Here is a 25535-nt window from a genome sequence, read left to right as displayed (position 1 = left end):
ATCACCAGCGTTTATTTTCACCTGGTGCATTAAGTTCTAGCGCTAAAGCGTGCAATCCAGCGTCAAGTTCTGGCTTCAAAAGCTCGTTAATCAAGCGGTGGCGTTGTACCCGTGATTGGCCGTCAAATTCATTGGCCACAAGTTGTATTCTAAAATGTGTTTCACCGGTGCCGTCAAAACTGGGTTGATGGCCTGCATGCAAATGACTTTCGTTTATGACATTCATTTCAACAATGTTGAAATTCGAACGCAGTTTAGTTTCGATTGTGTCTTGCAACGACATGGCGGATTCCTTATTAATCTGTTTACGCCCTTACTCTCGAAAAAATGCAATTGGTCTATGGAAATTTGCAGCTATTCGGGTTACTCAGGACTGTTATATATTCGACTGATAGATGATTCATCTATCAAGAGCTAAATATTTATTTCTAGAACGCTGTTGTATTTAAAATATGAAACTTGATTCCAAATATTTCGATTCCATTAGGACTAAGCCGAAAGGCACGAAGAAAGGTTCTGCGAAAGCTGCGCAGGAAGAATCTTTATGCCAGTGGGATGGTTGCGATAAAAAGGGTGAGCACAAAGCCCCTGTCGGTCGCAATGCGGAAGGTAAATATTTCAAATTCTGCGCCACACATGTGCGCCAATACAACAAGGGTTACAACTATTTTGACGGCCTTTCAGATAGCGAAGTTGCGCGCTATCAAAAAGAGGCATTGACCGGTCATCGTCCAACATGGGGTATGGGTGTTAACAAGAAGGTCAAGCATTCGCCGCTTAATGATCCAGGACCATCAGGCAGTGCCGGTGCGCGTGCGCGCATGAACGACACATTCGGCTTCTTTGAAGAAGCTGCAAGTAAAACGCCTGAGCCACGTTTGCGTAAGCTGAAATCACTAGAAGCGAAGGCATTTGAGACGTTGGGCCTGAAAGCAGATGCAACATCTGATGATATCAAATCAAAATACAAAGAACTCGTCAAAAAGCATCACCCAGATGCCAATGGCGGTGATCGCGGTTCTGAAGAGCGTTTTAGAGACGTAATTCAAGCCTATCAAATGCTCAAATCCGCAGGATTTTGCTAAGCCGCGCCAGAGAGATTTTCCGGAGACAAGATGACAAATACAAGCACTCAAGCATCCAACACGCCTGACATTGAAGTTTCAGTTCGAGACTTGTTTGGTATTGATAGCGACATGAAAGTGCCCGCTTATTCGACACGTGCAGAACAGGTTCCTGAAATTGATCCTGATTATCTTTTTGATAAAGATACAACCATGGCCATTTTGGCAGGATTTGCATTTAATCGTCGTGTGATGGTCAGCGGTTATCACGGAACTGGTAAATCAACACATATTGAGCAAGTTGCAGCGCGGTTGAACTGGCCTTGCGTACGTATCAACCTTGATAGCCATGTGAGCCGTATTGATTTAATCGGTAAAGATGCGATCATCGTGAAAGATGGTATGCAGGTTACCGAGTTTAAGGATGGTATTTTGCCATGGGCATATCAGAACAATGTGGCGTTGGTATTTGATGAATACGACGCGGGTCGCCCTGATGTGATGTTCGTTATTCAGCGTATTTTGGAAACATCTGGTCGTTTGACATTGCTTGATCAAAGCCGTGTTATTCACCCGCACCCATCATTCCGTTTATTTGCAACAGCCAACACAGTTGGTCTTGGCGATACGACAGGTCTTTACCATGGTACGCAGCAGATCAACCAAGCGCAAATGGACCGTTGGTCAATTGTGACAACTTTGAACTATCTACCACATGATAATGAAGTTGATATTATTCTAGCGAAAGTGAAAAGCTTTACTGGCGAAGAAGGTAAAGACAAAGTATCTCGCATGGTTCGTTTGGCAGATATGACGCGTGCATCATTTATTGCTGGTGATCTCTCAACTGTGATGAGCCCACGTACGGTTATTACTTGGGCTGAAAACGCAGCGATCTTTGGTGATATTGCAACGGCATTCCGACTTACATTTATGAACAAATGTGATGAGCTCGAGCGTGCTTTGGTTGCTGAGCATTATCAGCGCGCATTTAATGAAGAACTCAAGGAAAGCTCTGCAAATCTTGTGTTGAGTGCAGCTAGCTAACGGACGTCAATCAATGGCAGCTGGACGCGGCGATAACAGGAGAAAAAATCCTCCAGGTCAAATAGACGCTGAACCGATTAAGCGTTCTATTGCAGGATGCGTGCGCGCTATTTCTGGTGAGAAAGATCTCGAAGTTGTGTTCTCAAAGGATCCTCCGGGGATTTCAGAGGACCGCGTGCGCTTACCAGAATTACCAAAACGGCCAACGCTCAAAGATCTCCAAATTGTTCGCGGTATCGGTGACTCCATTGCGCTTAAAAAAGCGCGCCACAATGAAATGGTTCACCGCAAGATGATGCCAGAGGGGGCTGATGCCCGGGCGATATTTGATGCGGTGGAGCATGCACGTGTTGAAGCGATTGGTTCGCTAACAATGTCTGGCGTTGCTGAAAATCTCAAGGCTATGCTTGAAAACAAGTATGATCAGAAGAATTACTCATCCATTCAAACGCGTGAAGATGCGCCGCTTGAAGAGGCAATTTCGCTGATTGTGCGTGAACGTCTTACTGGTGCGAAACCACCAAAATCGACCGGTCGTGTTGTTGATTTATGGCGCCATTGGATTGAAGAAAAAGCCGGTGGCGATCTTGATAATTTGATGGACAATATCGAGCATCAGGCAGAGTTTGCGCATTCTGTGCGGGATATGCTGGTGTCACTTGATGTTGCAGAAGAATATCAAGGTGATGAAGAGCCTCCTGAAGAGCAGGATAATAATTCATCTGAAGAAGAGCAGCCACGTTCTGAAGAGCAAAATACTGAAGAGCTTGATGAAGAAGCTGGATCTGATACTGCGCCTGCTGAAGAAAATGATACCGCTGATGATCAGATGGAAGAAGGCGAGCAAGATGGCGCCGAATTATCCGATGATGATTTCACCGATGATGGTGATGAAGAAGCGGAAACCCCGGGTGAAACAAAACGTCCTGATAGTCAGTTTGACGAACTGAATGAGAAGCTCGACTATAAAGTCTTCACCCAAGAGTTTGACGAAGTTATTACCGCGGAAGAACTTTGCGATGAAGAAGAGTTAGATCGACTTCGCGGGTTTCTTGATAAGCAATTGGCGCATTTATCGGGTGCAGTATCGCGCCTTGCCAACAGATTACAGCGACGTTTGATGGCGCAGCAAAACCGCTCTTGGGATTTTGATCTTGAAGAAGGTCATTTGGATACTGCGCGTTTGCCAAGAATTATCATCGATCCAACGCAATCTCTATCTTTCAAGCGGGAACGTGATACGAACTTCCGTGATACCGTTGTGACATTGCTGATCGATAATTCCGGTTCAATGCGCGGACGCCCAATTACCGTTGCGGCCACATGCGCTGATATTTTGGCGCGTACGCTTGAACGTTCCGGTGTGAAGGTTGAAATCCTTGGCTTTACAACAAAAGCTTGGAAGGGTGGGCAATCACGCGAGAAATGGTTGGGAGATGGTAAGTCACCTGCACCGGGTCGATTAAACGATCTACGTCATATCATTTATAAATCAGGTGATGCGCCTTGGCGTCGTGCCAGACGTAATCTTGGTTTAATGATGCGCGAAGGCTTGCTGAAAGAAAACATCGACGGTGAGGCGCTCATCTGGGCACATAATCGTCTTTTGATGCGGACTGAGCATCGCCGGATTATGATGGTAATTTCAGATGGTGCGCCGGTGGATGATTCCACATTATCGGTCAATAATGGTAATTATCTTGAGCGTCATTTGCGTGGTGTGATCGAAGAGATTGAAACCAAGTCACCAGTCGAATTGCTCGCAATTGGTATTGGTCACGATGTGACCCGCTATTACCGTCGTGCGGTAACGATTGTTGATGCTGAAGAGCTTGCAGGTGCTATGACTGACCAGCTCGCCGAACTCTTTGGTGAAGAGAGCTCGAAAGATAAACGCGGAGCGCGGAGGGCAAGCTAGATGACCCATCGCTCGGTAATTGCGTCCCTTTTGTTATCTTTGGGCTTGTCGACGGCTTCAATTGCGCAAACAACCAACGCAAATATCAATGCACGCCAAATTTCATATTTTAAAATTGGATCTGAAGAGACGACTTTTGGCAAATTTAAGTTTGTGGGTGGTCTTGAATTTGAATCAGAAAATGATTTGGTGGGTGCAATTTCAGGTTTTCGATTTTTAAATAATCGAAGTGATTTTTTAGCCGTCGCTGACACGGGGTTTTGGTTTAAAGGAAAGCTTGACCGAGACAGCAACGGTTCACCCCAGGGAATCTCATCTTTTCAGATCGCATCTATACTTGATCAAAATGGCAATGCTTCTCGAGATAAATGGAAGTTTGATGCTGAAGGCCTGGCGATTAAAAATGATCGTGCATTTGTTAGCTTCGAACGGGACGCGCGTATTGATGGATACCCGCTTGATAAAGTTTTAAATTCACCTGTTGAGGTGAATGTTCCAGTGCAAATTCCTGCCTATGAATTCAGACGCAATGGGGGTTTGGAAGCTTTGGCAGTTTCTCCTTCTGACAGTGCGCTTAAGGGCGCTATGGTGGCATTGTCCGAGCGCAGTGTGGATGAGGATGAAAATCTGTTTGCGGCGATTGTGGATGGTTCGCAAACCGGGGTGTTCACTGTAAAGCGTGATCCGCCGTTTAACATCACGGATGCAGATTTTCTGCCAAATGGTGACCTTCTTTTATTAGAAAGACGATTTAATATCGCGACCGGTGTTGGTATGCGTATCCGCCGAATCTCAGGTGCTGACATTAAAAAAGGTGCCGTTTTAGATGGAGAGATTCTGCTTGAGGCAGGTGCTGGATACCAGATTGATAATATGGAAGGCATGAGCATCACAGAAGATGAAAAAGGCCACATAAATGTGACCTTAGTTTCTGATGATAATCACTCATTTTTACAGCGTAATTTGCTGCTCGAGTTTAGGCTTATCGAAAATTAAATTAAGCTGCCTGTGTAAATTAGGCTGTTTGCGCTTGGGATTTGCCCGTTAGATATGGCAAAGCTACGCCGTATGGCACCAGCATTGCAAAACCAACGATTAGTTTCACACCAAGATCACCCAATGCCCATGACACCCAGCGCGGTGCTTCTGCAGCAAATAGTCCAAGCAGCGGAGCAACTTCCATTGCAAACCCGTCTTCGAAACCTAAGAAGCCGAACGTCCCTGCAAAGGCAATTGAGAAGAATAATACCGTATCAACAACAGAGCCAATGATGGATGAGATTAATGGTGCACGCCACCATGATGAGTTGCGCATAGAATTAAATATGCTGACATCAAGCAGTTGCGCGACCAAGAAAGCGGAACCAGACGCAATAGCAATGCGTGGTGTTGCCGCCCAGATGGACAGGCCAACAGCGATCAAAAATCCAACCAAGACCACGATACGAGCATTTTTTGCACCGAATTTACGGTTTGTCATATCTGTGATTAAGAAAGCGATAGGATATGTAAATGCACCCCAAGTCAGTAGATCTGCGAGATTATAATCGCCGATCATCATATTGACGGGAAATTGCACAAGATAGTTTGACGCAACAACAATGAGCGCCATTAAACATACGAAAGGGAATATAGATTTTACATTGAGCATTTTTTTATCCTGGGTGATGCCACCAGTTGAAATAAAGGCAAGCCTAATCAGACTTGCCCAGCGAGATTATCAATCTAAAAAATTATTAAGCAGCTTCTGCCAATTTTTTAGTGATTTGTTTTTTGATCAAACGTGCGCGTGTTGACAATTCAGCGTCGCGAGCTTTCACAAGAAATGCATCCAAACCACCACGATGCTCAACAGAACGCAATGCGTTTGCTGAAATGCGCATGCGGAAGCGCTGGTTTAGAGCTTCTGACATCAAAGTCACATTACAAAGGTTTGGCAAAAACTTGCGTCTTGTGCGGTTTTTCGCGTGGCTCACATTGTTGCCAGACAAAACACCTTTAGCTGTTAGTTCACATGTACGAGACATTTTATTCACCTATTTTACTCGGATCGTCCAACAAGCAAAATGAGCGCGTCCAGCGCGTCAACTCGTAACGATCGATTGGAAAGTTGCGGTTTCATAGTCAGAAACGTTTAAAACGTCAAGCGTTTTGATAACTATCTTGCGACTTAAAATCATATTCTGGCATAATAAAACCATAATTACACTTAAGAAGCTATAGAGCATCTGTTTTGGATGGAAAAAATATCAGGTTTTAATACGGGTCGAATAGACATGCTAAAGATTTTTAATGTTGCTGCAATGGCATTTGCGTTGGCTTTAACTGGTGGGGTTGCGAGTGCACAAACACGCAAAGCCACTTCTGAATACAAGGTGAGAGTTCATGGCTTGCCGATTGCTCAAATCAATTTTACAACGGCAATCAAAGGCGACAACTATACAATCGTTGGAAAAATTAAATCCTCAGCACTTGCGGACATCGTTGGTAAAACGCGAGGCAACACAAGAGTTGTTGGTAAGATTAGTCCGAACCGTCTTCAAGCAAAATCATATAAGATCAACTATACAACAGGGAAAAAATCCAGGGCTTTTAATGTTCAGTATGATCAGAATGGAAAAGTGGTCAAAACTAAAATGGTTCCACCGCGTAAGCCATTGCCTTCGGACTGGGTGGGTGTGAAAAAGCGAGATCTTGCCTCAGTGGTTGATCCAATTTCGAGCTTGATTTTTCCGTTAAAATCCCCGGTCTGTTCTAGAACTGTGTCCATATTTGATGGTGAGACGTTGATAGATTTAAAGCTATCTCACAAAGGGCATCGACGTTTTAAAACCGAAGGCTTCCAGGGTAAAGTGGTAGCTTGTAAGGTCAAATTTTCTCCAAAAGGCGGTTATCGCTCTAACCATCGTTCGGTGAAGTTTTTACAAAATTCAGATGCAATGGAAGTCTGGTTCGGGGAAAGCGATACACTGAAAGCCTATGTGCCGGTTCTTGCGAAAATTCCGACAAAAATTGGTACCGTATACGTCAGAGCATCGCAGCTTTAATAAGTTATATGGCGCCTGAAGGTTTCCAGTCCGGTGGCGCCATTTCAAACGACGTAAATTCAAACCCTGGTGCCACCGTACAGCTGACAAGTGTCCAATCACCAATCGGCGCAGCGCTTTGCCAGGCATTCGCTTTTACAATACATTGCGGTCTTTGACCTGACTTTAGATCCATACCCAAAATATGTTGTTGTGTTGCACGACCATCGTCTGAGATGTTTAATTCTAGCGCATCACCTGCGTGCCACAGCCATACCTCTGATGCGTCGGTGACTTTGTGCCAATGGGATCTTTGTCCGCGTTCCAGCAGATAATAAATAGCCGTTGAAGCACCGCGAGGCCCACCTTGCTCATCGCGAAATGTTTGATGATAATACCCACCCTCAGGGTGCGGTTGCATATTCAAAATTTCGATAATCTCAGGTGCTGTTAAATCATAGAACGCGGCCAATTTAATCTCCTATATTCCATCACGCTGCAAGCTGTGTCGCTGGGCCTTGCAGTTAGGCAAAGATCACCTTACATCTTACATATGAACACAGATATCGTTGATTTTCGCGAGTTTTACAATTCACGTTTGGGGCGCCGTGCGAGAAATAAAATCGCAATGGGCTTATCTTCATTGTGGAAGACCACCGGGAAAGAACGTCTCATGGGGTTCGGCTACACTTTGCCATATCTCGATCGTTTTCGAGCCGAAGCTGATCAAACAATAGCATTTATGCCCGCGCGACAGGGCGCCATCGCTTGGCCGCGTCATGAACCTTGCGCAGTATCGTTGGTTTTCGATGAAGAATTGCCATTGTCAGATGGTTCAATTGACCGCGTTTTAATGGTGCATTCGCTTGAGTTTACAGAAAATCCGGAAGAGACTCTAAAAGAATTATGGCGGGTCTTATCGCCCAATGGTCGGATTATGATTGTTGTACCGCATCGCCGTGGATTGTGGTCTAGGTTCGAACATACGCCATTTGGCGCAGGGCAGCCTTACTCTAAGGGACAATTATCATCGTTGTTGCGCGCGACCAATTTTACACCAATTAGCCAAAGCGAAGCATTATTTTTCCCGCCATCTGAACGAAGTGCGATTTTGCAATCGTCGCCTTTTTGGGAACGGATGGGTCGGCGATTTTGGCCTTTATTCTCAGGTGTTTTGATTGTTGAGGCACAGAAAAAACTTTATCAGGGTATTCCGGTGGCAGTTCGAAATTCGCGCCGAGTATTTGTTCCTGTCCTGTCACCGCAGCCTTCGACGCTTGGACGGGATCAGGACGAGGGGACGTGATTATTAAACGTTTTGCCCTTTAAGAAGAAACACCGATTGTTGTGCAAGTAAATTCCACAAAGGTTTTGGTGCGATTTTGGTAATGTCGCGACCGGTATCACTTAATACATTGATGGATTGAATTTCTGCGTTCACTTCGTGACACAGATCTTTGAGATCTTCAAACGTACAAAAGTGAATATTTGGCGTATCGTACCAGCTATAAGGTAAGCTTTTTGTCACCGGCATGCGTCCTTGAATAAGCAATTGCGCGCGCATGCGCCAATGACCGAAGTTTGGTGCAGACACAATGCAGTATTTGCCAATGCGTAATAACTCTTCAAGCACAGTTTTCGTGTTGCGTGTTGCCTGAATGGTTTGCGACAAAATCACAAAGTCAAAGCTTTTATCAGGATAATAAACAAGATCATGATCTGCATCACCTTGGATGACAGAAAGTCCCAGGGCTACGCAATTGTTGACGCCTTTTTGGGAGATCTCAATGCCTCTGCCATCGACAGATTTTTGGTTTTCTAGCATCTTGAGCAAGGTGCCATCATTGCAGCCAATATCGAGCACCTTTGCGTTGGGTGTGACGAGATTGGCGATCATTGCCAGATCAATTCTGTCATTATCTTCGCGGGTCATTGGTTAAATTCCCCTCGCTTTTGCCGCTGAGTTTAAAAATCCGCTTACCGTTGCCACCATTTCAGGCTCATCTAACAAGAAGGCATCGTGGCCCTTGTCAGATTCGATTTCAACAAAGGATACGGACGCGCCTGTCGCATTTAATGCATGAACAATTTCGCGGCTCTCAGCGGTTGTAAATAGCCAATCAGATGAGAAGGACACGAGGCAAAAACGGGTATTTGTTCCGTTAAAAGCATTGGCCAGTTTGCCATCATTATCGTCAGCCATGTCGAAATAATCCATCGCACGGGTCATATAAAGATATGAATTTGCGTCAAAACGATCGACAAAGCTCGAACCTTGATGTCGAAGATAACTTTCGATTTGAAAATCCGCATCAAAACCAAAACTAAGATTCTCTCGATCTTGTAGTTGGCGGCCAAATTTTCGTTGTAGCGCTGGCTCTGAAAGATAAGTGACATGTGCTGTCATGCGCGCAACTGCTAGCCCTTTGGAAGGAACGACACCTTCATCGGTATATTTACCCTGATGCCAGTTTGGATCAGCCATAATCGCTTGGCGTCCAACTTCATGAAATGCGATATTTTGCGATGTATGTCGGGCACCTGTAGCCATTGGAATAGCTGCAAACACACGCTCGGGATATGAAGCTGCCCATTGTAATACCTGCATGCCGCCCATGGAGCCACCGATGACAGCAAAAAGCGTGTCGATTTTTAGATAATCTACCAGCATAGACTGCGCTCTGACCATGTCGGCAATAGTAACAATTGGGAAATCTAGGCCATAGGGCTTGCCCGTCGCCTCGTTTATTGAAGCAGGACCCGTTGTGCCCAAACAACCACCTAAAACATTTGAACAAATGACAAAGTAACGATCCGTATCTATCGGTTTTCCTGGTCCGATTAAAGTTTCCCACCAACCAGGTTTTTTCGTGATTGGTTGTACGCTAGCACAGTACTGATCGCCCGTTAAAGCATGGCAGATTAGTACAGCGTTTGATTTATCATCGTTAAGCTCGCCATAGGTTTCATAGGCGATCTGAAATGGTGTTAAGGACACGCCAGCATCTAGATGCAATGGAGCATCCTCCCCAAAACGAGCAATGTTGCTGGAGGGACTTTGAGCTTCTGAATGTGCTCTTTTTGTCGCTTCGCTTTGTGCCATTTAACAATCCGCTAATTTGATACATTCATACCATTTTGAACCGAGAATTTGGTGAATTGCTCATGCTCTTGCAGATCTTTCAGCCGATATCTCATCAACATGGAACGTACAGGTATGATTTGAAGAGCCATTCGTCAATCTTTTCTTGGCAGAATTAGCAAGGTTGCTCGACAATTTGGTCATAAGCGTTTAATGCCTTCTAAATGAATAGAGCAGCAATTGCTTGATCTGATTTTATTCATGGTGACTTAAGGAAAGTTGTTCAATGACTGAGAAAATGCGACCTGAACCAAATAATGGTGTCATGGATATTGCGCGATATATTCCGGGTGCTGATAAGGCACATGGTGATGTTAAGACGTATAAATTGTCGTCAAATGAAACGCCATTGGGGCCAAGCCCAAATGTTAAGGATGCAATGGCGCATGTCTTGGAAGAGCTTGAAATCTATCCAGAAGGAACGTCACATGCTTTGCGTAAATCCATAGCCGATGCTTATGCACTAAATCCAGATAATATTATGTGCGGTAATGGGTCTGATGAATTGCTTGGGTTATTGTGTCAGACGTATTTATCAGATGGTGATGAAGCCATTTATTCCGAGCACGGTTTCTTGGTTTATAAAATTCAGATCAAGGCCAGTGGTGCGACACCTGTTGTGGTGCCGGAGGTCGATTTGCGTGTGGATGTGGATGCAGTTTTAGCTGCAGTTACTGCAAAAACCAAAATGGTTTTCATCGCAAACCCAAATAATCCAACTGGTACTTACTTGCCAATAGATGAGTTGCGCCGACTTCACGCGGGGTTGCGTGATGATATTATTTTGGTGCTAGATGCAGCCTATGCAGAATATGTGCGCAAGAACGATTATGAAGCTGGTATCGAACTTGTTTCCGCTAATGAGAATGTGGTTATGACCCGCACATTTTCCAAAATTTATGGTTTAGCCGGGCTGCGTGTTGGTTGGATATATGCCCCCCTTGCTGTGATTGATGCCATGGACCGTATTCGTGGGCCATTTAACGTCAATGCTGTTGCAATTGCTGCAGGTGTGGCTGCTATGAGCGATAAAGCGCATTTGCAAAAAGCAGTTGAGCACAATACGGCTTGGCTTGATAAGGTTACAACAGCGCTTGAAGATCTAGGCCTTAAGGTAACGCCATCTGTCGGGAACTTTATTTTAATCCATTTCCCTGATGAGACAGCAAAAAATGCGGCTGCTGCCGATACATATCTGCTCAATCGTGGTTATGTCTTAAGACGTGTTACGGGCTATGGGCTTCCCAATGCACTGCGTATGACAATTGGCAGTGAAGAAGCCAATTTGGGTGTGATTGCTGCGCTTGCAGAGTTTATGAAAGCATAAAGATGGCCGATGTTCATTTTAATAAAATTGCCCTTATTGGGATTGGTTTGATCGGTTCATCTTTAGCCCGTATCATACGCCAAAAGAATTTGGCCGAAACGATTTCGATTATGACACGGTCTCAAAAAACTTTGGACGAAGCGCGTAAGCTTGATTTAGGTGACGAATATTCAACAGATTATGGCGATGTCGTCAGACATGCTGATTTGATCATTGTGTCGGTTCCGGTGGGTGCTTCAGCATCTGTTGCAAAAGATATAGCTTTTCATTTAAAGCCTGGTGCGATTGTCACGGATGTGGGATCAACGAAAACATCTGTTATTGAACAAATGCAGCCGCATATTCCTGAAGGTGTGCATTTTATCCCAGGTCACCCAATTGCAGGTACAGAACGCTCTGGTCCAGATGCTGGTTTTGCCGAACTCTTCCAAGGCAAGTGGTGTATTTTAACACCACTTGAGAATACTGATCCTGAAGCGATGGAAAGACTAAAAGCGTTCTGGGAAGCATGCGGATCAAATATTGATTTAATGGATCATGAGCATCATGACCGCGTATTAGCGATAGTGTCACACCTTCCACAACTCATATCCTATAATATTGTGGGTACCGCAAAAGATATGGAAACCGTCACAGATTCTGAAGTGATTAAGTATTCTGCATCTGGTTTTCGTGACTTTACCCGCCTGGCTGCGTCTGATCCAACGATGTGGCGCGATGTCTGTTTGCATAATAAGGAAGCGATCTTGGAGATGCTGGCGCGTTTTTCAGAAGATTTATCCTCGCTGCAAAAGGCTATTCGTTGGGGCAAGGGTGATGAGTTATTTGATTTGTTCACACAAACGCGTTCAATTCGCCGCGATATTATCGAAGCGGGCCAGGATGTAGATGTGCCCGATTTTGGCCGTCAAATCGCATCCGAGAATACCGATAAATAAGTCCTAAGCTAAATCGCCGGAATCCTGCCAAGTGGGATAATACCCGCTTGTGCAACGCCATTGCGAATGGTCACGTTGATCGTTATTTCATTGCGATTATTCTGCGGGCTGAGCGCTGATAAAATATTGATAATATTAGAAAAGTTTGCTGCCAATTTTGGATTAACCTGGTTGATAATTTTCCGTAAATTGGCAATGTTTTTCAGCGTAACAGCAATTTCCCCTGAAAGTATTCCTTGATTTGAAATTTCGATCGGGCCCGATGCTGTTAGCTGCACATTTTTTTGTCCTTTGACAGTGAAATCATGAAGGGTCATTCGTGATCCACGCAGCAAAGTTGCATTGGGGGCTCGGTCGTATTCGAGCACTTTTACATTCTCATGCAGTGTCGTGAATATGTTGATGTCGTTTATTTTGATCGGCGTCTTAGTGAGCAGATTATCAAGTGCAACATTCACACCACTGGCTGCAATATCTACATTATTTCCATTCTCGCGCACATGAAGCTGCACGTTTTCAGCGGAGACATTTTCAAGTTCTTTGAAATTTGCAATTTTCGCTGAAAGGTCAAGAGAAGTCGCCTCCACAGAAGCGCGGGCTAAATTTGAAATGTCAAAAACCGAGCTTGCGCGCAAAGACTGCCACTGAGCCTGTATCGTACTGTTTCGGTTGGTGACGATCATTGGACCATCAAGTTCTGAGATAACATGCCCGGGCTTATAAATTTGTGCCGTTGTACGCAGTTCACCAGCTGTCACGCCGACGCGCCGTTTCGTGTCATCAAAACTTGTATTGTCGCAATTTAATCCAATGCGAAATGGAAAGCCGCGAATTTCTAAATTATTGCAGGTGACGGTTACCCCTCTGCTGGCGATTTTGGAAATTCGGGTTTCAATGAGGTTTTCAAGTTTATCAGCCCCCCAATACCAACCAAGCGTCACCAGTGCCGGTATGATGAAAATGCTTGCTATGAGGAGGATCAATTTATGTCGGGGCTTCATTCTTGTCTCGTTCTTGTTTATTCACTCTTGAATTAACCCCGCCAAACGGGCATGTCTAATTCAATTTTTCTAATTGGAATCATTAGTGGCAAATATGGACGATTTTTGGGTTTTCGGCTACGGATCTTTAATGTGGCGCCCGGGCTTTGATTTTATTGAAAAGCAGCGCGCTAAATTATTTGGTTATCGCAGAACGCTTTGCATCCACTCCCACATACACCGAGGTACACCTGAAAAACCTGGATTGGTTTTGGGTCTCGATCGTGGTGGTTCATGTAGCGGTGTTGCATTTAAAGTATCTGGCAACAAACGTAATGAAGTGTTTGAATACTTGCATGCCCGTGAATTGGTGACGAATGTTTATATCGAGCGAGTTGGAAAAATTCAGCTTGCGGATCAATCTCGTGTTCCAGCTTTTTGCTATGTAGCGGATTTAAACCACAAGCAATATGCAAAAAATATCAGTGTTGAAAAAGCGGTTGAAATCGTAAGCGATTCAGTTGGTCAATCCGGCCATAACATTGATTATGTGACCAGCACTGTTGAACAATTGCGATCTATGAACCTTAAAGACCATTGGCTAGAGGATGTGGTCTCAAAGCTGCCGACAAAGACTTAACTATCTGCATTATTTGATTTAATGGCATTCAGTCTTTTTTGAACGGCATCTGGGATAGGAAGCTTTGGGTTATTTTCTACAGCGTCTAAAAGCAGTTCATCACTTGCCACTTGCGTTTGAGCCACTAACCGCTCCATCACATCTTCGATAGGTAGGCCTGGTTCGATTGGTGGCAGTATTTTTGCTTTAAATTTACCCGGCTGCCGCAGGAATGAGTGGCGTGGCCAATAAAGACCTGAGACCAATGCGATTGGGACAATGGGCACATTTACATCCTGATAGATACGACCAACTCCAAATTTATAATCCAATGGCGCGCCGACAGGGCGTCGTGTTCCTTCTGGAAAAATAAACAATTGGCGACCGTTTTCAGTAACTTCACGACGCGCGCCTTTTAAGACACCAGCCATGGCTTTACCGCGCGCGCTTCGATCAACTGCAATCATGTTGGTTTTTTGCAAGCATGAGCCAAACAGAGGGATCTTGTTCAACTCTTTTTTGTAGATGAAAACCGGGCTGTCTAAAAAGGGCATTAATGCAAATGTGTCCCAAAAAGACTGATGCTGTGCGGCAACGATAAATCCACCCTCTGGTAAATTTTCCAAACCTTCGATTTCAACATTTGTACCGGCGATCTTATCAAGCAACGTATTTGATGTGCTCGCCCACTTTTTTGCCTGCGCTAAATTTTGCTCGCTTGTGCCGAACAAGATCACGCGTATCATCAGGATGAGCCGAATAATTGTGTTGCCATAAAAGGCGATGTTAAAAAGCGTTGAACGAATAAGCAGCATTAATTGGGTTCTTTCAAACTCAAATGGGAAAAAGGTAGTGCGGGCTTACACTATCTTTTCGCAAGCTAAAAGCCGTTCTTTGTATTTAAGGCTGATAAAGCTATTTATTTCGTGCCATAGCGCGGACTTTATCGCGGAGTTTGCGCGCGATATTCTTTGAGTTGTTATAGATATGAAGCTGTTTGGTCACCTGACGCACATCACGGTCACTATTGGCATGTAGTCCGACAACCAATGTGCCCATAGAACATCTTTCTTGCCAAAAACGCGACATAATCGGATGGTCCGGGCGTGCGCAGGAATCTGTCTTAATGATGTTAAAATCATCAAGCTGCCATTCGGTCACTTCCTGCATCAACAACTTGCCGGGAGAATATTTTGCATATTCTTCATTGTAGGTGGTTTTCCAAGTATAGGCATCACCACCCATGATAAATACAATCAGTGAGGCAATTGTTTTACCATCCAAATGGAGTGAATGAATGCGCACACGGTCAACTTCTGCAAGATTGTTGATGGCCTCGCGCGCAAATGCTGCACGATGACGATCAGCCACGAGCGAGGTGCGTTTACGACCTTTCCAACCTTGGTTTTCAAGATGCAGGAATTCTTCAAGCGCATTTCGGACATCGTTGGGTTGGCGGGCAATTTCAAAATCCAAACGTCCAAGATCAGCGAGCCGGCGACGTTGTCTGTTTAATTCGCGCACATGATGTTTTGATATCGCCTGTTCGATATATTCTGGCGCATCAATTTCGCTGTCCAACATTGGGCGTTCATATTTATTGGTTTCCTGAAGTGGAAGATTGTTGGATAAGGCTACACCGCGCAACATAGTTGCAAATGTGCTGTCGAGCCTGATGTCTGGCAGCACGATTACGTTTGGCAATTTAAGCGAAGCATCTCCCATACCGCGAATAAAGTCGGTGATTGTATCAACCGCATTTTCGCTATCAACTAACGGAGTGCCGAGAGGACCAAATTCATTGGCCCAAACGCGAATAATGGGCGCACCAATGCCAAAGCCCGGATGTTCGATAGAAAACGGAAGTACCAAGCGCAAGCGATCTTTGCCGTTTGCTTTGTCTCTCATAATCATCAACTGAACTGAACGATTATCCAGACGTGGCATAGCAGGCGCTAGAAAGCGACCAGTGAAAAAGATATTAGGTTCAACCGCGCGGTTGGATAGGTACTCTAGTTCTGTTTCTAACTCATAACCTGATCTTGCAGGATAAATTGATAGTTCACGACCAACTGTTTCTAGCTCAACTGTATGATCAGGACTTGCCTCAACAAGGTCTGGCTTTGCAGGCACATCAGGAGATATTTCTAATTGCGTTGTCATTATGATAATTCCCTACTGGGCGATAAAGTCGTTTTGTCGTTGTTTGATGTCTGTCCAAGCGCAAACATAGTAATACCTAACTGCGATTTTATGACGAAGAAGAGTAATATGGCTTCAATGGTCATGGCACCTGCTGTGGCAAATGCTGCGCCTTGAATGCCAAACATTGGAATAAGCGTGATATTGAGCGCAATGTTTGCCGCTAATGCACCTGCGTAAACAATCATGCAGACCTTCTGCTTGCCTGCCATTGTTAGAAGGATCTCTCCGGGGCCAATGAATGATTTTGCGAGGATGCCGAAGAACAAAATAATCATAACGATGTGACCATCGATAAAGCTCTCGCCAAACATAGAAAGTAAAAAGCGTCCAAGTAAAAGCACAAGCCCACCGATCACCAATGTCGGGATCAATGTCCAACGTGCGGTTTGCTTGGCGAAATTATCAAGCTCAACCATCTTGTTTTCAGCAACCATAGATGAAAATTTGGGTGCTGCACCTGCTTTAACGGCGAAATAAATGAAATGCACAAGTGCCATTGTTTTTGCAGCGGCGAAATATACTGCCACTTTTTCTGGTTCTAAATAAAACCCAACAATGATCACATCGGCATTTGTCAGCAGATAATAAAAGCCTTCAATGATGAAAATTGGTAGGGCAACTGTGATCCATTTTTTCAATTCCCATTGGTTTTCGCCGTCCTTATAGCGATTGCGCAGTTTCCTAGTAACGATAATAAACTGCCCAAGGGTAGTCATATAAGCGGCTGCAATTGCAGCTAAAAGCGCGACTTTTGCTGTAGGTTGCATACCTAATAAGAATGCGCCCAAAACAAAGATAATGATCAAGGCTGGACGAATGATAAAGGTTGGGCTCATGGCAACAATCGGCCAAGAGTTTGCACGCGATGTTCCATCTAAAACATCTCCAAGCGCGATCATTGGTAAAGCGCAAATGCCCAAGATAGCAGGGATGAGATAATAGTCTGGAATGCTATCAGCAAATAAAACAACGATAGCTGCGCCAATTGCGCCAATGATTGTAGCCAATACAAGTGCAAAAATTCGCGCCGTTATGGTGAGCCCTCTGATACGGTTTGGATCATTATGTGCATTGTATTCAGGTACAAATCTGATGACGACTGTGTGAAAGCCAAGACAGGATAAATTGCCAGCGAGAATAATAAAAACCCAAATAAATACGAAAATGCCATACTCAAATTCACCCATTAATCTGGCCAGGATGATCTGAGATACAAAGGCTAGGGCTGCAGATATAATGCGGATTGAAAAGGCCAAAAGAGCTGTGCGTTCAGCGTTTTTTGTACCGTCCTTATTAGCAAGAATTGCGAATAACATCAAAAGCTTAGGCAATAAAATATCACCTAACTTTCGGGGGAGAATTCTCTCCAATATTGTCACAATACTCGACGTCACAGATACTCACACAACTTAATTTACGCTGTGTAAACTATAATAAAACAGCGTTAATAAAGTGTTTTCGCAACGTCCTTTAATGCGTTTTAAGTGTTATTAAATGCGCCGTGGCAGTGCTTGTATTTTTTACCTGATCCACAGGGGCAAGCCTCATTACGGCCAACTTTACCCCAAGTTGAGGGATCATCTGGATCACGATCTTCAGGGGCAACATGTTGCTCAGTTACCGTTTTGAAGTTTCCACCCTCTGCTTCTTTTGGCGCATCATCACCGCCATGGTTTGTTTCCATATGCTCGGGTGGTGTTGGAGCTGGTTCTTCAGCGGCTTGGTTGACAAGCTCAACACGCATTAACTGAGAGGTAACAACCTGACGCAGATTGCTCAACAAAGCTTGGAACAATTCAAAGGCTTCAGACTTATATTCTTGAAGTGGGTCACGCTGAGCGTATCCACGCAATCCAACAACGGAACGCAACGAGTCCAGATTAACGAGATGCTCGCGCCAAAGCTGATCGAGTGTTTGCAATACAACAGACTTTTCAACGTAATTCGCAATCTCTTCACCAAATCGTTCAGAACGATCCTTCGCAGCAGCTTCCACAAGCTCTGTCAAACGCTCGTGAATATTGTCTTCGGCAATGCCTTCCTCTTCAGCCCATTCGTCAACAGGTGCATCAATGTTCAGATAAGTCAAAACATCTTGCTTAAGTTCTGCAACAGACCATTGTGCCGGATAGGCATTTTCGGGAATGTGTTGGGCAACCAAGTCGTCAACAACATCTTGGCGCATTTCTGCAACTGTATCTGAAATGCTTTCAGCATCCATGAGTTCAAGGCGCTGTTCAAAAATCACAGTTCTCTGGTCATTTTGCACATCATCGAATTTCAGCAGGTTTTTACGAATGTCGAAGTTTCTTGCTTCCACTTTCTTCTGAGCACGCTCAAGCGCTTTGTTGATCCATGGGTGCACAATTGCTTCACCTTCTTCAAGGCCAAGCTTTTTCAGCATGCCGTCCATGCGCTCCGAGCCGAAAATCCGCATAAGATCATCTTGCAAAGACAGGAAGAATTTTGAACGACCAGGATCACCCTGACGGCCAGCACGGCCACGCAACTGGTTATCGATGCGGCGGCTTTCATGGCGCTCTGTCGCGATAATATAAAGACCACCAGCGTCTAGGGTCTGTTTTTTGAGTTTTTCGATGTCGGCTTTAATTTCCGCTTCTTTTGCATCTCGCTCAGGGCCCGCTTCCATGTCGCCAAGTTCTTGCGCAACACGCATATCAAAGTTGCCGCCGAGCTGAATATCCGTACCGCGGCCAGCCATATTGGTGGCAATGGTGACTGCGCCTGGAACACCCGCTTGGGAAACAATAAACGCTTCCTGTTCGTGATAACGTGCGTTAAGCACGCTAAATCCGTCAACGCCAGCCGCTTTTAGCTTGTCAGCAAGGAGTTCGGATTTTTCAATAGATGTTGTGCCAACGAGAACGGGCTGTGATTTTTCCTGCGCAGCTTTGATTTCATCAATAATTGCGCCGTATTTTTCTTCAACCGTTCTGTAAACTTCATCGTCCTCGTCAATACGAGAGATTGGAATGTTGGTTGGTACTTCGACAACTTCAAGACCGTAGATATTTGCAAATTCTTCCGCCTCGGTTGACGCTGTACCTGTCATGCCGCCGAGTTTTTCATACATGCGGAAGTAATTTTGGAACGTTACCGATGCGAGCGTTTGGTTCTCAGGCTGGATGGTTACGTTTTCTTTTGCTTCCAATGCCTGATGTTGACCTTCACCATAGCGGCGGCCAGGCATCATGCGGCCGGTAAATTCATCAATAATGACGATTTCATCATTGCGGACGATGTAATCTTTGTCACGAACAAATAATTTGTGCGCACGCAAAGCATTATTGACGTGGTGCACAATCGAAACGTTTTCTACGTCATAAAGCGAATCACCTTTAAGGTGACCTGCTTCACCTAAAAGCTTTTCAAGTTTTTCGGTGCCGATTTCGGTAAAGTTTGCAGATTTTTGTTTTTCATCCAACTCATAATCTTCTTCGACTAAAAGAGGGATGAATTTATCAACTGTTATATAAAGATCAGATTTGTCTTCTAGTGGACCTGAAATAACAAGCGGTGTTCGCGCTTCATCAACCAGAATTGAATCCACCTCATCGACGATGGCATAGTAATGGCCGCGCTGCACCATTTGGGCGCGCTCATATTTCATATTGTCACGCAGATAATCAAAACCAAGTTCGTTATTTGTTGCGTAAGTGATGTCGCACGCATAGGCCGCGCGGCGTTCATCATCTTCCATGCCATGGATAATTGTTGCCGTTGTTAGGCCCAAGAAACCATATAGTTTGCTCATCCATTCGGCGTCACGCGTTGCAAGATAGTCGTTGACCGTAACAACATGAACACCCTTGCCCGCCAGTGCGTTTAGGTAAGTTGGCAAAGTTGCAACAAGCGTTTTACCTTCACCGGTTTTCATTTCTGAAATTGAGTTTTCGTGCAAAATCATACCGCCGATGAGCTGCACATCAAATGGACGCATGCCGAGCGAGCGGACTGCTGCTTCTCTAACTGTTGCGAAAGCCGGCACTAAAATATCGTCTAAGCTTTTGCCAGCTTCCAGCTCTGCTTTTAATTTATCTGTTTGCGCTTTTAGTTCTTCATCAGAAAGAGCTTGCATCTCAGGCTCAAGAGCATTGATTGCATCTACGCGCGGTCGATAGCCTTTGATACGACGATCGTTCGATGAGCCGAAGATTTTTTGGGCGATTTTGCCGAAGTTGACCATCTATATGGTCCTTTCTGGATTAAACTGCGCGAAGGCGCTAAGAAGTACTAACATGTTATTTGAACCGAAAGACGGTTGTTATTTGGTTTGTGCCTACGTAAATAAACAAACTATAGACGTAGCTTTTCCTGACAGATAAGAGTGAGTTTGGGCGATGTCAACAGGATCAAGGTTCTCAAGGGCCTGTGCTTTATAAAAAGGATTAAATTATGGGTTATTTTAAATATGCGGCAGGCTTGGCAACGGCGCTCGCAATAATGATCGCTCCGATGCAGGTTTCAGCGCAGGATGCGACGGACAAAGTCATACTCAAATTTGATGGTGTTGAAATTCGTGAAAGTGATTTTGATCTCTTCCAAGAGTTGGATCCACAGTTTGAACAATTGCAAGGCGAGCAAAAGCGTTTAGCGATCTTGTCGGCATTAATTGATGTGAAATCTCTCGCGAAAAAAGCTATTGCAGATAAAATGGATCAAGATGCGGGCTTTCAAAAACGTCAGGAATTTTTGAAGGAGCGTTCATTGCACAATGCTTATTTTCAAAAGAACGTAATTGCATCCATTTCTGATGAAGATATTAAAGCTCGTTTTGAAAAAGAAATCGCAGCTGTTGAGCCTGAGCAAGAACTTCGCGCGCGCCATATTTTGGTGAAAACTGCTGAAGAGGCAAATGCTATCATTGCAGAGCTTGATGGTGGCGCTGATTTTGTTGAACTTGCGAAAACCAAATCAACGGGTCCAAGTGGTCCGCAGGGTGGGGATCTTGGCTTCTTTGGAAAAGGTCAGATGGTGCCACCATTTGAAGCTGCTGCGTTTGCATTGGAGCCAGGCTCTTACACCAAAACACCTGTCCAAACTCAATTTGGTTTCCATGTGATCAAGCTTGAAGAAAAGCGTGATCGCCCGCTGCCAAAATTTGAAGAAGTTCAAGATCAAATGCGCCAGGTTGTTCTTCGTGAGCGTTATTTGGAAACTGTAAAAGAAGCGCGTTCATTGTCTAATTTTGAAATTCTTGATGAAGAACTCAAAGCTTCCTATGAGAAAATTCAACAGCAATAACAGGTAGTTGGTATGAATGTATCGCCTTTGGCACCGAAAGAGTTTGTGAAATTACAAACTCTTGATGGTGTGAAGATGCAAACTATTGAAGCCGGTATTAAATATTCCGGTCGGGATGATGTTTTGCTCATGGTGTTTGATGAGGGAACATCTGTCGCTGGTGTATTTACTAAGTCGAAATGCGCATCGGCACCGGTCGATCATTGTAAGAAAATACTTACCAAAGGTGTTGCAAAAGCTCTTGTTGTAAATTCAGGTAATGCGAATGCATTTACCGGAGTGAAGGGTGCAAGTGCCACTGATCAAACAGCGCAAATGGCTGCAAGTGCCGTCGGTTGTGATCCAGATGAGGTTTATCTTGCATCAACTGGGGTGATTGGTGAGCCGTTAGATGCAAGTAAATTTGATGGTGTGATGCATGACTTGGCGCAAGGGTGTATCGGCGATAATTGGCACAATGCTGCTTGTGCAATTATGACAACCGATACCTATCCAAAACTAGCTACTCGTACCGTCGAAAACAGTGATGTTTTGATTAATGGGATCGCAAAAGGTTCGGGTATGATTATGCCTGATATGGCGACAATGTTGTCTTTCATTGTGACCGATGCGAACATCGCGCCAGATGTTTTGCAGGCGTTATTATCGCAACACACTGAGACTAGTTTTAATTCAATTACTGTGGATAGTGATACTTCAACATCTGACACTGTTTTGTTGTTTGCAACGGGCCGAAAAGGCGATCTAATTTCTTCAATGGATGATCCGCGCATTGATGCAATTTCTAAAGCTTTAAACGACGTTATGCATGATTTATCCATGCAAATTGTTCGAGACGGTGAAGGTGCATCAAAACATGTTCAAATTGACGTGACTGGCGCTGTATCCGACACTTCTGCGAAGAAAATTGCTTTGTCCATTGCAAATTCTCCTTTGGTAAAAACTGCCATAGCGGGAGAGGATGCCAATTGGGGCCGTGTAGTCATGGCGATCGGCAAGGCCGGTGAAGAGGCTGATCGAGATAAAATTGCGATTTGGTTTGGTGATGTGCGTGTCGCGGTTTCCGGTGAGCGAGATCCCGATTACTCTGAGGATGAAGCATCGCTGGCTATGAAGGGTGACGAGATTTTCCTTAAAGTGGATTTAGGTCTTGGGAATGGTAGCGCGCGCGTTTGGACATGTGATTTGACCAAACAATATGTTGCCATTAATGGAGACTATCGTTCGTAATATGGGTATTGGGTGGACAACTTGGTAAATGATCTTGCAATTGTAAGACGTTTGGAGGCTATGGCGTTTCGTGCATGGCCGGCAGCTTCTGTGCATTATGATGGCAGTTGGCAAATTCGGCAAACAGCTGGACATCCGTCAAAGCGTATTAATTCAGTTAATCCGCTAGATCCCTCTGATCATATGGATATCGAAAAGCGTATTGAAAGCGCAGCGCGTAGGTTTAAAGCCTACAATCGCCCGTTGGTGTTTCGTCAGTCCCCGCTCGCTCCACCACAATTAGATAGTTATCTTGATGCACGCGGTTGGATCCGTTTTGATGATTCCATAGTATTGATGGCTGATTTAACCAAGATGAACCTGGATGATGCGGTTGATATGTTGCCCGTTAAAGATATTGGCTGGTTTGTTGACGCTGTGATTGAAGTTCAAGAACGTGATGGATTATTTAAAGCTGGATTGAGCGAAGTGATTAGTTCAATTAAGCAAAAAAACGCGCTCTTTGTTTTAGAAGATCAAGATATTGGTGCTGTTTCAACGGTATTATGCGTACATGATACGGAATTTGCCGGTCTGCTTGATTTGGGAACACGACCAGATTGTCGACGCCAAGGCCACGCTCGTAATATCCTAAAATCCGCGTTTTTATGGGCGCGCTATAATGGTGCGCAAAAGATATGGTTGCAGGTGGTAAGACAAAACCGCGGGGCTATCGCACTTTACGAAAGCTTGGGTTTTGAAGAAGTTTATCGTTATTCTTATCGTAAACAACCAGAGCATGAACTATGAGTGTTGATAATACTAAACCCATCGTTCTTGTTGCTGCATGCGCTTTAATAGATACTGATGGTCGAATTTTGATTGCACAACGCCCGCAAGGAAAGTCCCTTGCCGGAATGTGGGAATTCCCTGGCGGAAAAGTTGAAAAGGGAGAAACCCCTGAACAGGCACTTATTCGTGAGCTCAATGAAGAATTGGGCATTGAAACGAAGGAAACATGTTTGGCGCCTTTGACCTTTGCATCCTATTCATATGAGAAATTTCACCTTCTCATGCCGCTTTACATTTGCCGTAGATTTTGGGGTGTTCCCCAGTCGAAAGAAGGGCAGGCGCTCAAATGGGTGAAATCTGGCAATCTGAGAGACTATGAAATGCCACCTGCGGATGAGCCGCTCATTCCCCATCTCATGGACATCGTATAAAGAACATTGTCCCATAATAGGACATGTTTAGATGAATTCTGACCTCAAATGTTAATCTAACGTTTAAGAACTTGTGCAACTATAGGGCAAGTGAGCGCGAGGTTTGATGTTGAAATGACGAATAATGAATTATGGACAGATTCTGAAAATAACACTTGGCAGCAGCCAAAACGAAGATTCAGTGCGCTACATCTTTCCATGTTGTTTGCGACTGCCGTTGTAGCCGGTGCGGTCGTCATGACACCAATCGTTGCTGGAAATACCAACACAAATATCGCGGCAAACGACGGCGCTAATTACGACAACGTCATCACTGGATCGATTGGAAGCCTTGCAAGCGGTGAGCAACGCACACCTAATTTTTCAAAAAAGCAATATACTATTCGCCATTCCATTACCCAGTCATCGGGTGAGGCATGCGTGATTTACGATTTAGACCATTCGGCTGCTAACTGCGAGTAGGGTAGAACATGTTACATCTCATCAAAAGATTTGCGAAAGACGAAAATGGTGCGACAGTTATTGAATACGCACTTATTGCCGGATTGATAGGTGTATCTGTCGTCTCTGCTTCGACCATGATTGGCGGCGGCATCAATGACATTTTTACTGAAATTGATGATGCTATTCCAGAAGTTCCAGATGATGCGGAAGAGTAATCGGCGTTAAAGCGCTAACTTTTTAATTTAATTTCATTTACGTTTAAAGCTTCGGATAGCCGGGTCTTTGCACTGCCCGGTTTTAACGGTTTTTGCTGACTTTTGTGTGGTTTCCAACCGGCTAAATAAATGATCGTGAAGGTTGCTCTTACGCGACCATCAGGGTCTGAAAATCTTTCAGCATAAACTTCATTAACGCGATCAAAAAATGCTTTTGATACTGGTTTTTTATTGCGATCAGTTAATGGGTTGGTCATTCCCATAGCGCGCAAGTCTTTCATTAAAGCGCTCGCATTCTTATAGCGGACCGTTAAAGTATCACTATCGATAACTGGTAATGCAAAGCCGGCACGTTGTAACAATCCACCATAGTCTCGAATGTCTGCAAATGGGATTACGCGCGCACTTGCACCTCCGTAAAGTTCGCTTTCTGCAGTAAGCAGTGCTTCTCGAAGTTCTTGTAAAGTGCCGGCACCCAAAACAGAAGCCATAAACAAGCCATCCTCTTGAAGGGCTTTATGGATTTGTGCAAACAAACCCGGTGTATCATTGCTAAGATGAAGCGATGCGGGTGACAGGATTAAATCATAGGAAGCATCGCTAAGATTAAGCGCTTCAGCATTAAGTGTTTCTGTGCTCTGGACAAGGAGATCATGGAAGCTGAACGGGTTTGCTTGATTTCTGCTAACAATTTGCTCCGCGAGCGTTTTTTTATATCCTTGGAGTTGAATTGGATTGTCGAATTTGCGCTCAATTAATGACAAACGATCATCCATTTCTTCAGCAATATATTTCAGTAGAAAATCTGCTCCCTTGACAGCTGCATTTCGCGCCCTTTGTTGACGACGGCGCAACAATTCCAGATCAATAATGGTTTTAACGTTCACGGTCGTCTCTTTCAGTATAAATGCGC

The 25535-nt window shown here is 44.5% G+C and carries 27 protein-coding genes; 15 read left to right on the top strand and 12 right to left on the bottom strand.

The annotated features are described in order from the left end of the window. Nucleotide 1 precedes the first annotated feature (1 nt). Nucleotides 2-283 carry a BolA family protein gene (locus ACZ1GZ_RS00260; protein WP_472666428.1) on the bottom strand — a complete coding sequence of 94 codons (282 nt, stop codon included), beginning with the start codon at nucleotides 281-283 and terminating at the stop codon, nucleotides 2-4. Nucleotides 284-452: 169 nt separating this feature from the next. On the opposite strand from ACZ1GZ_RS00260, the gene ACZ1GZ_RS00255 reads away from it, so the two are divergent. From ACZ1GZ_RS00255 to ACZ1GZ_RS00240, 4 genes are read left to right on the top strand one after another with little or no spacing between them, the layout of a single operon-like run. Beyond that, a complete protein-coding gene (locus ACZ1GZ_RS00255) occupies nucleotides 453-1085 on the top strand; it encodes a J domain-containing protein (protein ID WP_472666427.1) in 633 nt (210 codons plus the stop codon). 30 nt (nucleotides 1086-1115) lie between these two features. Beyond that, nucleotides 1116-2111 (top strand): cobaltochelatase subunit CobS, encoded by a 996-nt coding sequence (gene cobS / locus ACZ1GZ_RS00250; RefSeq protein WP_472666426.1) that lies wholly within the window; start codon nucleotides 1116-1118, stop codon nucleotides 2109-2111. Nucleotides 2112-2124: 13 nt separating this feature from the next. Then, nucleotides 2125-4029 carry a cobaltochelatase subunit CobT gene (gene cobT / locus ACZ1GZ_RS00245; RefSeq protein ID WP_472666425.1) on the top strand — a complete coding sequence of 635 codons (1905 nt, stop codon included), beginning with the start codon at nucleotides 2125-2127 and terminating at the stop codon, nucleotides 4027-4029. Then, nucleotides 4030-5025 (top strand): esterase-like activity of phytase family protein, encoded by a 996-nt coding sequence (locus ACZ1GZ_RS00240; protein WP_472666424.1) that lies wholly within the window; start codon nucleotides 4030-4032, stop codon nucleotides 5023-5025. A 19-nt stretch (nucleotides 5026-5044) separates the two neighbouring features. Here the strand turns inward: ACZ1GZ_RS00240 and ACZ1GZ_RS00235 are convergent, their stop codons facing one another. Both ACZ1GZ_RS00235 and rpmB read right to left on the bottom strand, forming a co-directional pair. Next, entirely contained in the window at nucleotides 5045-5680 is a 636-nt protein-coding gene (locus ACZ1GZ_RS00235) for a VUT family protein (RefSeq protein ID WP_472666423.1), read from the bottom strand. A gap of 85 nt (nucleotides 5681-5765) precedes the next feature. Further along, a complete protein-coding gene (rpmB, locus tag ACZ1GZ_RS00230) occupies nucleotides 5766-6056 on the bottom strand; it encodes a 50S ribosomal protein L28 (protein ID WP_472666422.1) in 291 nt (96 codons plus the stop codon). A gap of 249 nt (nucleotides 6057-6305) precedes the next feature. Here rpmB and ACZ1GZ_RS00225 point away from each other — a divergent pair, with 249 nt between their 5' ends. Then, nucleotides 6306-7076 (top strand): DUF3108 domain-containing protein, encoded by a 771-nt coding sequence (locus ACZ1GZ_RS00225; protein ID WP_472666421.1) that lies wholly within the window; start codon nucleotides 6306-6308, stop codon nucleotides 7074-7076. Between the two features lie 4 nt (nucleotides 7077-7080). Here ACZ1GZ_RS00225 and ACZ1GZ_RS00220 read toward each other — a convergent pair whose 3' ends face one another. After that, complete coding sequence (locus ACZ1GZ_RS00220) at nucleotides 7081-7527, bottom strand: cupin domain-containing protein (RefSeq protein WP_472666420.1); 447 nt, start codon at nucleotides 7525-7527, stop codon at nucleotides 7081-7083. 81 nt (nucleotides 7528-7608) lie between these two features. Between ACZ1GZ_RS00220 and ACZ1GZ_RS00215 the strand changes: the two genes are divergently transcribed. After that, complete coding sequence (locus tag ACZ1GZ_RS00215) at nucleotides 7609-8361, top strand: class I SAM-dependent methyltransferase (protein ID WP_472666419.1); 753 nt, start codon at nucleotides 7609-7611, stop codon at nucleotides 8359-8361. 3 nt (nucleotides 8362-8364) lie between these two features. Here ACZ1GZ_RS00215 and metW read toward each other — a convergent pair whose 3' ends face one another. Both metW and metX read right to left on the bottom strand, forming a co-directional pair. After that, on the bottom strand, nucleotides 8365-8988 hold the full coding sequence (metW, locus tag ACZ1GZ_RS00210; protein ID WP_472666418.1) for a methionine biosynthesis protein MetW: 624 nt from the start codon (nucleotides 8986-8988) through the stop codon (nucleotides 8365-8367). 3 nt (nucleotides 8989-8991) lie between these two features. Further along, nucleotides 8992-10158, bottom strand: a complete 1167-nt coding sequence (gene metX, locus ACZ1GZ_RS00205; protein WP_472666417.1) for a homoserine O-acetyltransferase MetX — start codon at nucleotides 10156-10158, stop codon at nucleotides 8992-8994. 265 nt (nucleotides 10159-10423) lie between these two features. Here metX and hisC point away from each other — a divergent pair, with 265 nt between their 5' ends. Together hisC and ACZ1GZ_RS00195 are read left to right on the top strand one after the other, a co-directional pair. Then, nucleotides 10424-11524 carry a histidinol-phosphate transaminase gene (gene hisC / locus ACZ1GZ_RS00200; protein ID WP_472666416.1) on the top strand — a complete coding sequence of 367 codons (1101 nt, stop codon included), beginning with the start codon at nucleotides 10424-10426 and terminating at the stop codon, nucleotides 11522-11524. Nucleotides 11525-11526: 2 nt separating this feature from the next. Next, nucleotides 11527-12462, top strand: a complete 936-nt coding sequence (locus ACZ1GZ_RS00195; protein ID WP_472666415.1) for a prephenate/arogenate dehydrogenase family protein — start codon at nucleotides 11527-11529, stop codon at nucleotides 12460-12462. A gap of 8 nt (nucleotides 12463-12470) precedes the next feature. Here ACZ1GZ_RS00195 and ACZ1GZ_RS00190 read toward each other — a convergent pair whose 3' ends face one another. After that, nucleotides 12471-13463, bottom strand: coding sequence for a DUF2125 domain-containing protein (locus tag ACZ1GZ_RS00190; protein ID WP_472666414.1), 993 nt, complete (start codon nucleotides 13461-13463; stop codon nucleotides 12471-12473). Between the two features lie 94 nt (nucleotides 13464-13557). Between ACZ1GZ_RS00190 and ACZ1GZ_RS00185 the strand changes: the two genes are divergently transcribed. Then, entirely contained in the window at nucleotides 13558-14082 is a 525-nt protein-coding gene (locus ACZ1GZ_RS00185) for a gamma-glutamylcyclotransferase (RefSeq protein WP_472668198.1), read from the top strand. Here the strand turns inward: ACZ1GZ_RS00185 and ACZ1GZ_RS00180 are convergent. The 4 genes from ACZ1GZ_RS00180 to secA all read right to left on the bottom strand — a co-directional run bounded on the left by ACZ1GZ_RS00180 (nucleotide 14079) and on the right by secA (nucleotide 20473). Further along, nucleotides 14079-14876 carry a lysophospholipid acyltransferase family protein gene (locus ACZ1GZ_RS00180; RefSeq protein WP_472666413.1) on the bottom strand — a complete coding sequence of 266 codons (798 nt, stop codon included), beginning with the start codon at nucleotides 14874-14876 and terminating at the stop codon, nucleotides 14079-14081. The two genes, ACZ1GZ_RS00185 and ACZ1GZ_RS00180, sit on opposite strands and share 4 nt — an antisense overlap. Before the next feature lie 100 nt (nucleotides 14877-14976). Then, a complete protein-coding gene (locus ACZ1GZ_RS00175; protein WP_472666412.1) occupies nucleotides 14977-16224 on the bottom strand; it encodes a GNAT family N-acetyltransferase in 1248 nt (415 codons plus the stop codon). Continuing rightward, entirely contained in the window at nucleotides 16224-17582 is a 1359-nt protein-coding gene (locus ACZ1GZ_RS00170; protein WP_472668197.1) for a lipopolysaccharide biosynthesis protein, read from the bottom strand. The genes ACZ1GZ_RS00175 and ACZ1GZ_RS00170 overlap by 1 nt, the downstream gene beginning before the upstream one ends. A 164-nt stretch (nucleotides 17583-17746) precedes the next feature. Then, nucleotides 17747-20473, bottom strand: a complete 2727-nt coding sequence (secA, locus tag ACZ1GZ_RS00165) for a preprotein translocase subunit SecA (protein WP_472666411.1) — start codon at nucleotides 20471-20473, stop codon at nucleotides 17747-17749. A gap of 209 nt (nucleotides 20474-20682) precedes the next feature. On the opposite strand from secA, the gene ACZ1GZ_RS00160 reads away from it, so the two are divergent. From ACZ1GZ_RS00160 to ACZ1GZ_RS00135, 6 genes are all read left to right on the top strand, one after another. Next, nucleotides 20683-21531: a peptidylprolyl isomerase gene (locus tag ACZ1GZ_RS00160; RefSeq protein ID WP_472666410.1), complete on the top strand. Its 849-nt coding sequence runs from the start codon at nucleotides 20683-20685 to the stop codon at nucleotides 21529-21531. 12 nt (nucleotides 21532-21543) lie between these two features. After that, nucleotides 21544-22761: a bifunctional glutamate N-acetyltransferase/amino-acid acetyltransferase ArgJ gene (gene argJ / locus ACZ1GZ_RS00155; protein ID WP_472666409.1), complete on the top strand. Its 1218-nt coding sequence runs from the start codon at nucleotides 21544-21546 to the stop codon at nucleotides 22759-22761. A 12-nt stretch (nucleotides 22762-22773) separates the two neighbouring features. Next, a complete protein-coding gene (locus ACZ1GZ_RS00150; protein ID WP_472666408.1) occupies nucleotides 22774-23550 on the top strand; it encodes a GNAT family N-acetyltransferase in 777 nt (258 codons plus the stop codon). Next, entirely contained in the window at nucleotides 23547-23963 is a 417-nt protein-coding gene (mutT, locus tag ACZ1GZ_RS00145) for an 8-oxo-dGTP diphosphatase MutT (RefSeq protein WP_472666407.1), read from the top strand. Before ACZ1GZ_RS00150 ends, mutT begins: the two co-directional genes overlap by 4 nt. A gap of 114 nt (nucleotides 23964-24077) precedes the next feature. Then, nucleotides 24078-24425, top strand: coding sequence for a hypothetical protein (locus ACZ1GZ_RS00140; RefSeq protein WP_472666406.1), 348 nt, complete (start codon nucleotides 24078-24080; stop codon nucleotides 24423-24425). A gap of 8 nt (nucleotides 24426-24433) precedes the next feature. Beyond that, the gene (locus ACZ1GZ_RS00135; protein ID WP_472666405.1) at nucleotides 24434-24622 is read left to right on the top strand and encodes a Flp family type IVb pilin; all 189 of its coding nucleotides are present in this window, start codon (nucleotides 24434-24436) and stop codon (nucleotides 24620-24622) included. Between the two features lie 14 nt (nucleotides 24623-24636). Here ACZ1GZ_RS00135 and ACZ1GZ_RS00130 read toward each other — a convergent pair whose 3' ends face one another. After that, nucleotides 24637-25509 (bottom strand): class I SAM-dependent methyltransferase, encoded by an 873-nt coding sequence (locus ACZ1GZ_RS00130; protein ID WP_472666404.1) that lies wholly within the window; start codon nucleotides 25507-25509, stop codon nucleotides 24637-24639. Between the last annotated feature and the right edge of the window lie 26 nt (nucleotides 25510-25535).

It is taken from the genome of Lentilitoribacter sp. JB5-8 (genome assembly GCF_055693385.1).
This window is presented reverse-complemented; position numbering and strand designations above follow the sequence as displayed.

What these genes read in the sequence shown, in the direction of transcription:
- ACZ1GZ_RS00180 (WP_472666413.1), bottom strand. Translation starts at nt 14,876, where the DNA reads ATGCTGCTTATTCGTTCAACGCTTTTTAACATCGCCTTTTATGGCAAC.
- ACZ1GZ_RS00260 (WP_472666428.1), bottom strand. Translation starts at nt 283, where the DNA reads ATGTCGTTGCAAGACACAATCGAAACTAAACTGCGTTCGAATTTCAAC.
- rpmB (WP_472666422.1), bottom strand. Translation starts at nt 6,056, where the DNA reads ATGTCTCGTACATGTGAACTAACAGCTAAAGGTGTTTTGTCTGGCAAC.
- cobT (WP_472666425.1), top strand. Translation starts at nt 2,125, where the DNA reads ATGGCAGCTGGACGCGGCGATAACAGGAGAAAAAATCCTCCAGGTCAA.
- metW (WP_472666418.1), bottom strand. Translation starts at nt 8,988, where the DNA reads ATGACCCGCGAAGATAATGACAGAATTGATCTGGCAATGATCGCCAAT.
- ACZ1GZ_RS00215 (WP_472666419.1), top strand. Translation starts at nt 7,609, where the DNA reads ATGAACACAGATATCGTTGATTTTCGCGAGTTTTACAATTCACGTTTG.
- ACZ1GZ_RS00190 (WP_472666414.1), bottom strand. Translation starts at nt 13,463, where the DNA reads ATGAAGCCCCGACATAAATTGATCCTCCTCATAGCAAGCATTTTCATC.
- ACZ1GZ_RS00185 (WP_472668198.1), top strand. Translation starts at nt 13,558, where the DNA reads ATGGACGATTTTTGGGTTTTCGGCTACGGATCTTTAATGTGGCGCCCG.
- ACZ1GZ_RS00240 (WP_472666424.1), top strand. Translation starts at nt 4,030, where the DNA reads ATGACCCATCGCTCGGTAATTGCGTCCCTTTTGTTATCTTTGGGCTTG.
- ACZ1GZ_RS00175 (WP_472666412.1), bottom strand. Translation starts at nt 16,224, where the DNA reads ATGACAACGCAATTAGAAATATCTCCTGATGTGCCTGCAAAGCCAGAC.
- ACZ1GZ_RS00135 (WP_472666405.1), top strand. Translation starts at nt 24,434, where the DNA reads ATGTTACATCTCATCAAAAGATTTGCGAAAGACGAAAATGGTGCGACA.
- mutT (WP_472666407.1), top strand. Translation starts at nt 23,547, where the DNA reads ATGAGTGTTGATAATACTAAACCCATCGTTCTTGTTGCTGCATGCGCT.
- ACZ1GZ_RS00235 (WP_472666423.1), bottom strand. Translation starts at nt 5,680, where the DNA reads ATGCTCAATGTAAAATCTATATTCCCTTTCGTATGTTTAATGGCGCTC.
- secA (WP_472666411.1), bottom strand. Translation starts at nt 20,473, where the DNA reads ATGGTCAACTTCGGCAAAATCGCCCAAAAAATCTTCGGCTCATCGAAC.
- ACZ1GZ_RS00225 (WP_472666421.1), top strand. Translation starts at nt 6,306, where the DNA reads ATGCTAAAGATTTTTAATGTTGCTGCAATGGCATTTGCGTTGGCTTTA.
- cobS (WP_472666426.1), top strand. Translation starts at nt 1,116, where the DNA reads ATGACAAATACAAGCACTCAAGCATCCAACACGCCTGACATTGAAGTT.
- ACZ1GZ_RS00140 (WP_472666406.1), top strand. Translation starts at nt 24,078, where the DNA reads ATGACGAATAATGAATTATGGACAGATTCTGAAAATAACACTTGGCAG.
- ACZ1GZ_RS00170 (WP_472668197.1), bottom strand. Translation starts at nt 17,582, where the DNA reads ATGTTATTCGCAATTCTTGCTAATAAGGACGGTACAAAAAACGCTGAA.
- ACZ1GZ_RS00160 (WP_472666410.1), top strand. Translation starts at nt 20,683, where the DNA reads ATGGGTTATTTTAAATATGCGGCAGGCTTGGCAACGGCGCTCGCAATA.
- ACZ1GZ_RS00195 (WP_472666415.1), top strand. Translation starts at nt 11,527, where the DNA reads ATGGCCGATGTTCATTTTAATAAAATTGCCCTTATTGGGATTGGTTTG.
- ACZ1GZ_RS00255 (WP_472666427.1), top strand. Translation starts at nt 453, where the DNA reads ATGAAACTTGATTCCAAATATTTCGATTCCATTAGGACTAAGCCGAAA.
- argJ (WP_472666409.1), top strand. Translation starts at nt 21,544, where the DNA reads ATGAATGTATCGCCTTTGGCACCGAAAGAGTTTGTGAAATTACAAACT.
- hisC (WP_472666416.1), top strand. Translation starts at nt 10,424, where the DNA reads ATGACTGAGAAAATGCGACCTGAACCAAATAATGGTGTCATGGATATT.
- metX (WP_472666417.1), bottom strand. Translation starts at nt 10,158, where the DNA reads ATGGCACAAAGCGAAGCGACAAAAAGAGCACATTCAGAAGCTCAAAGT.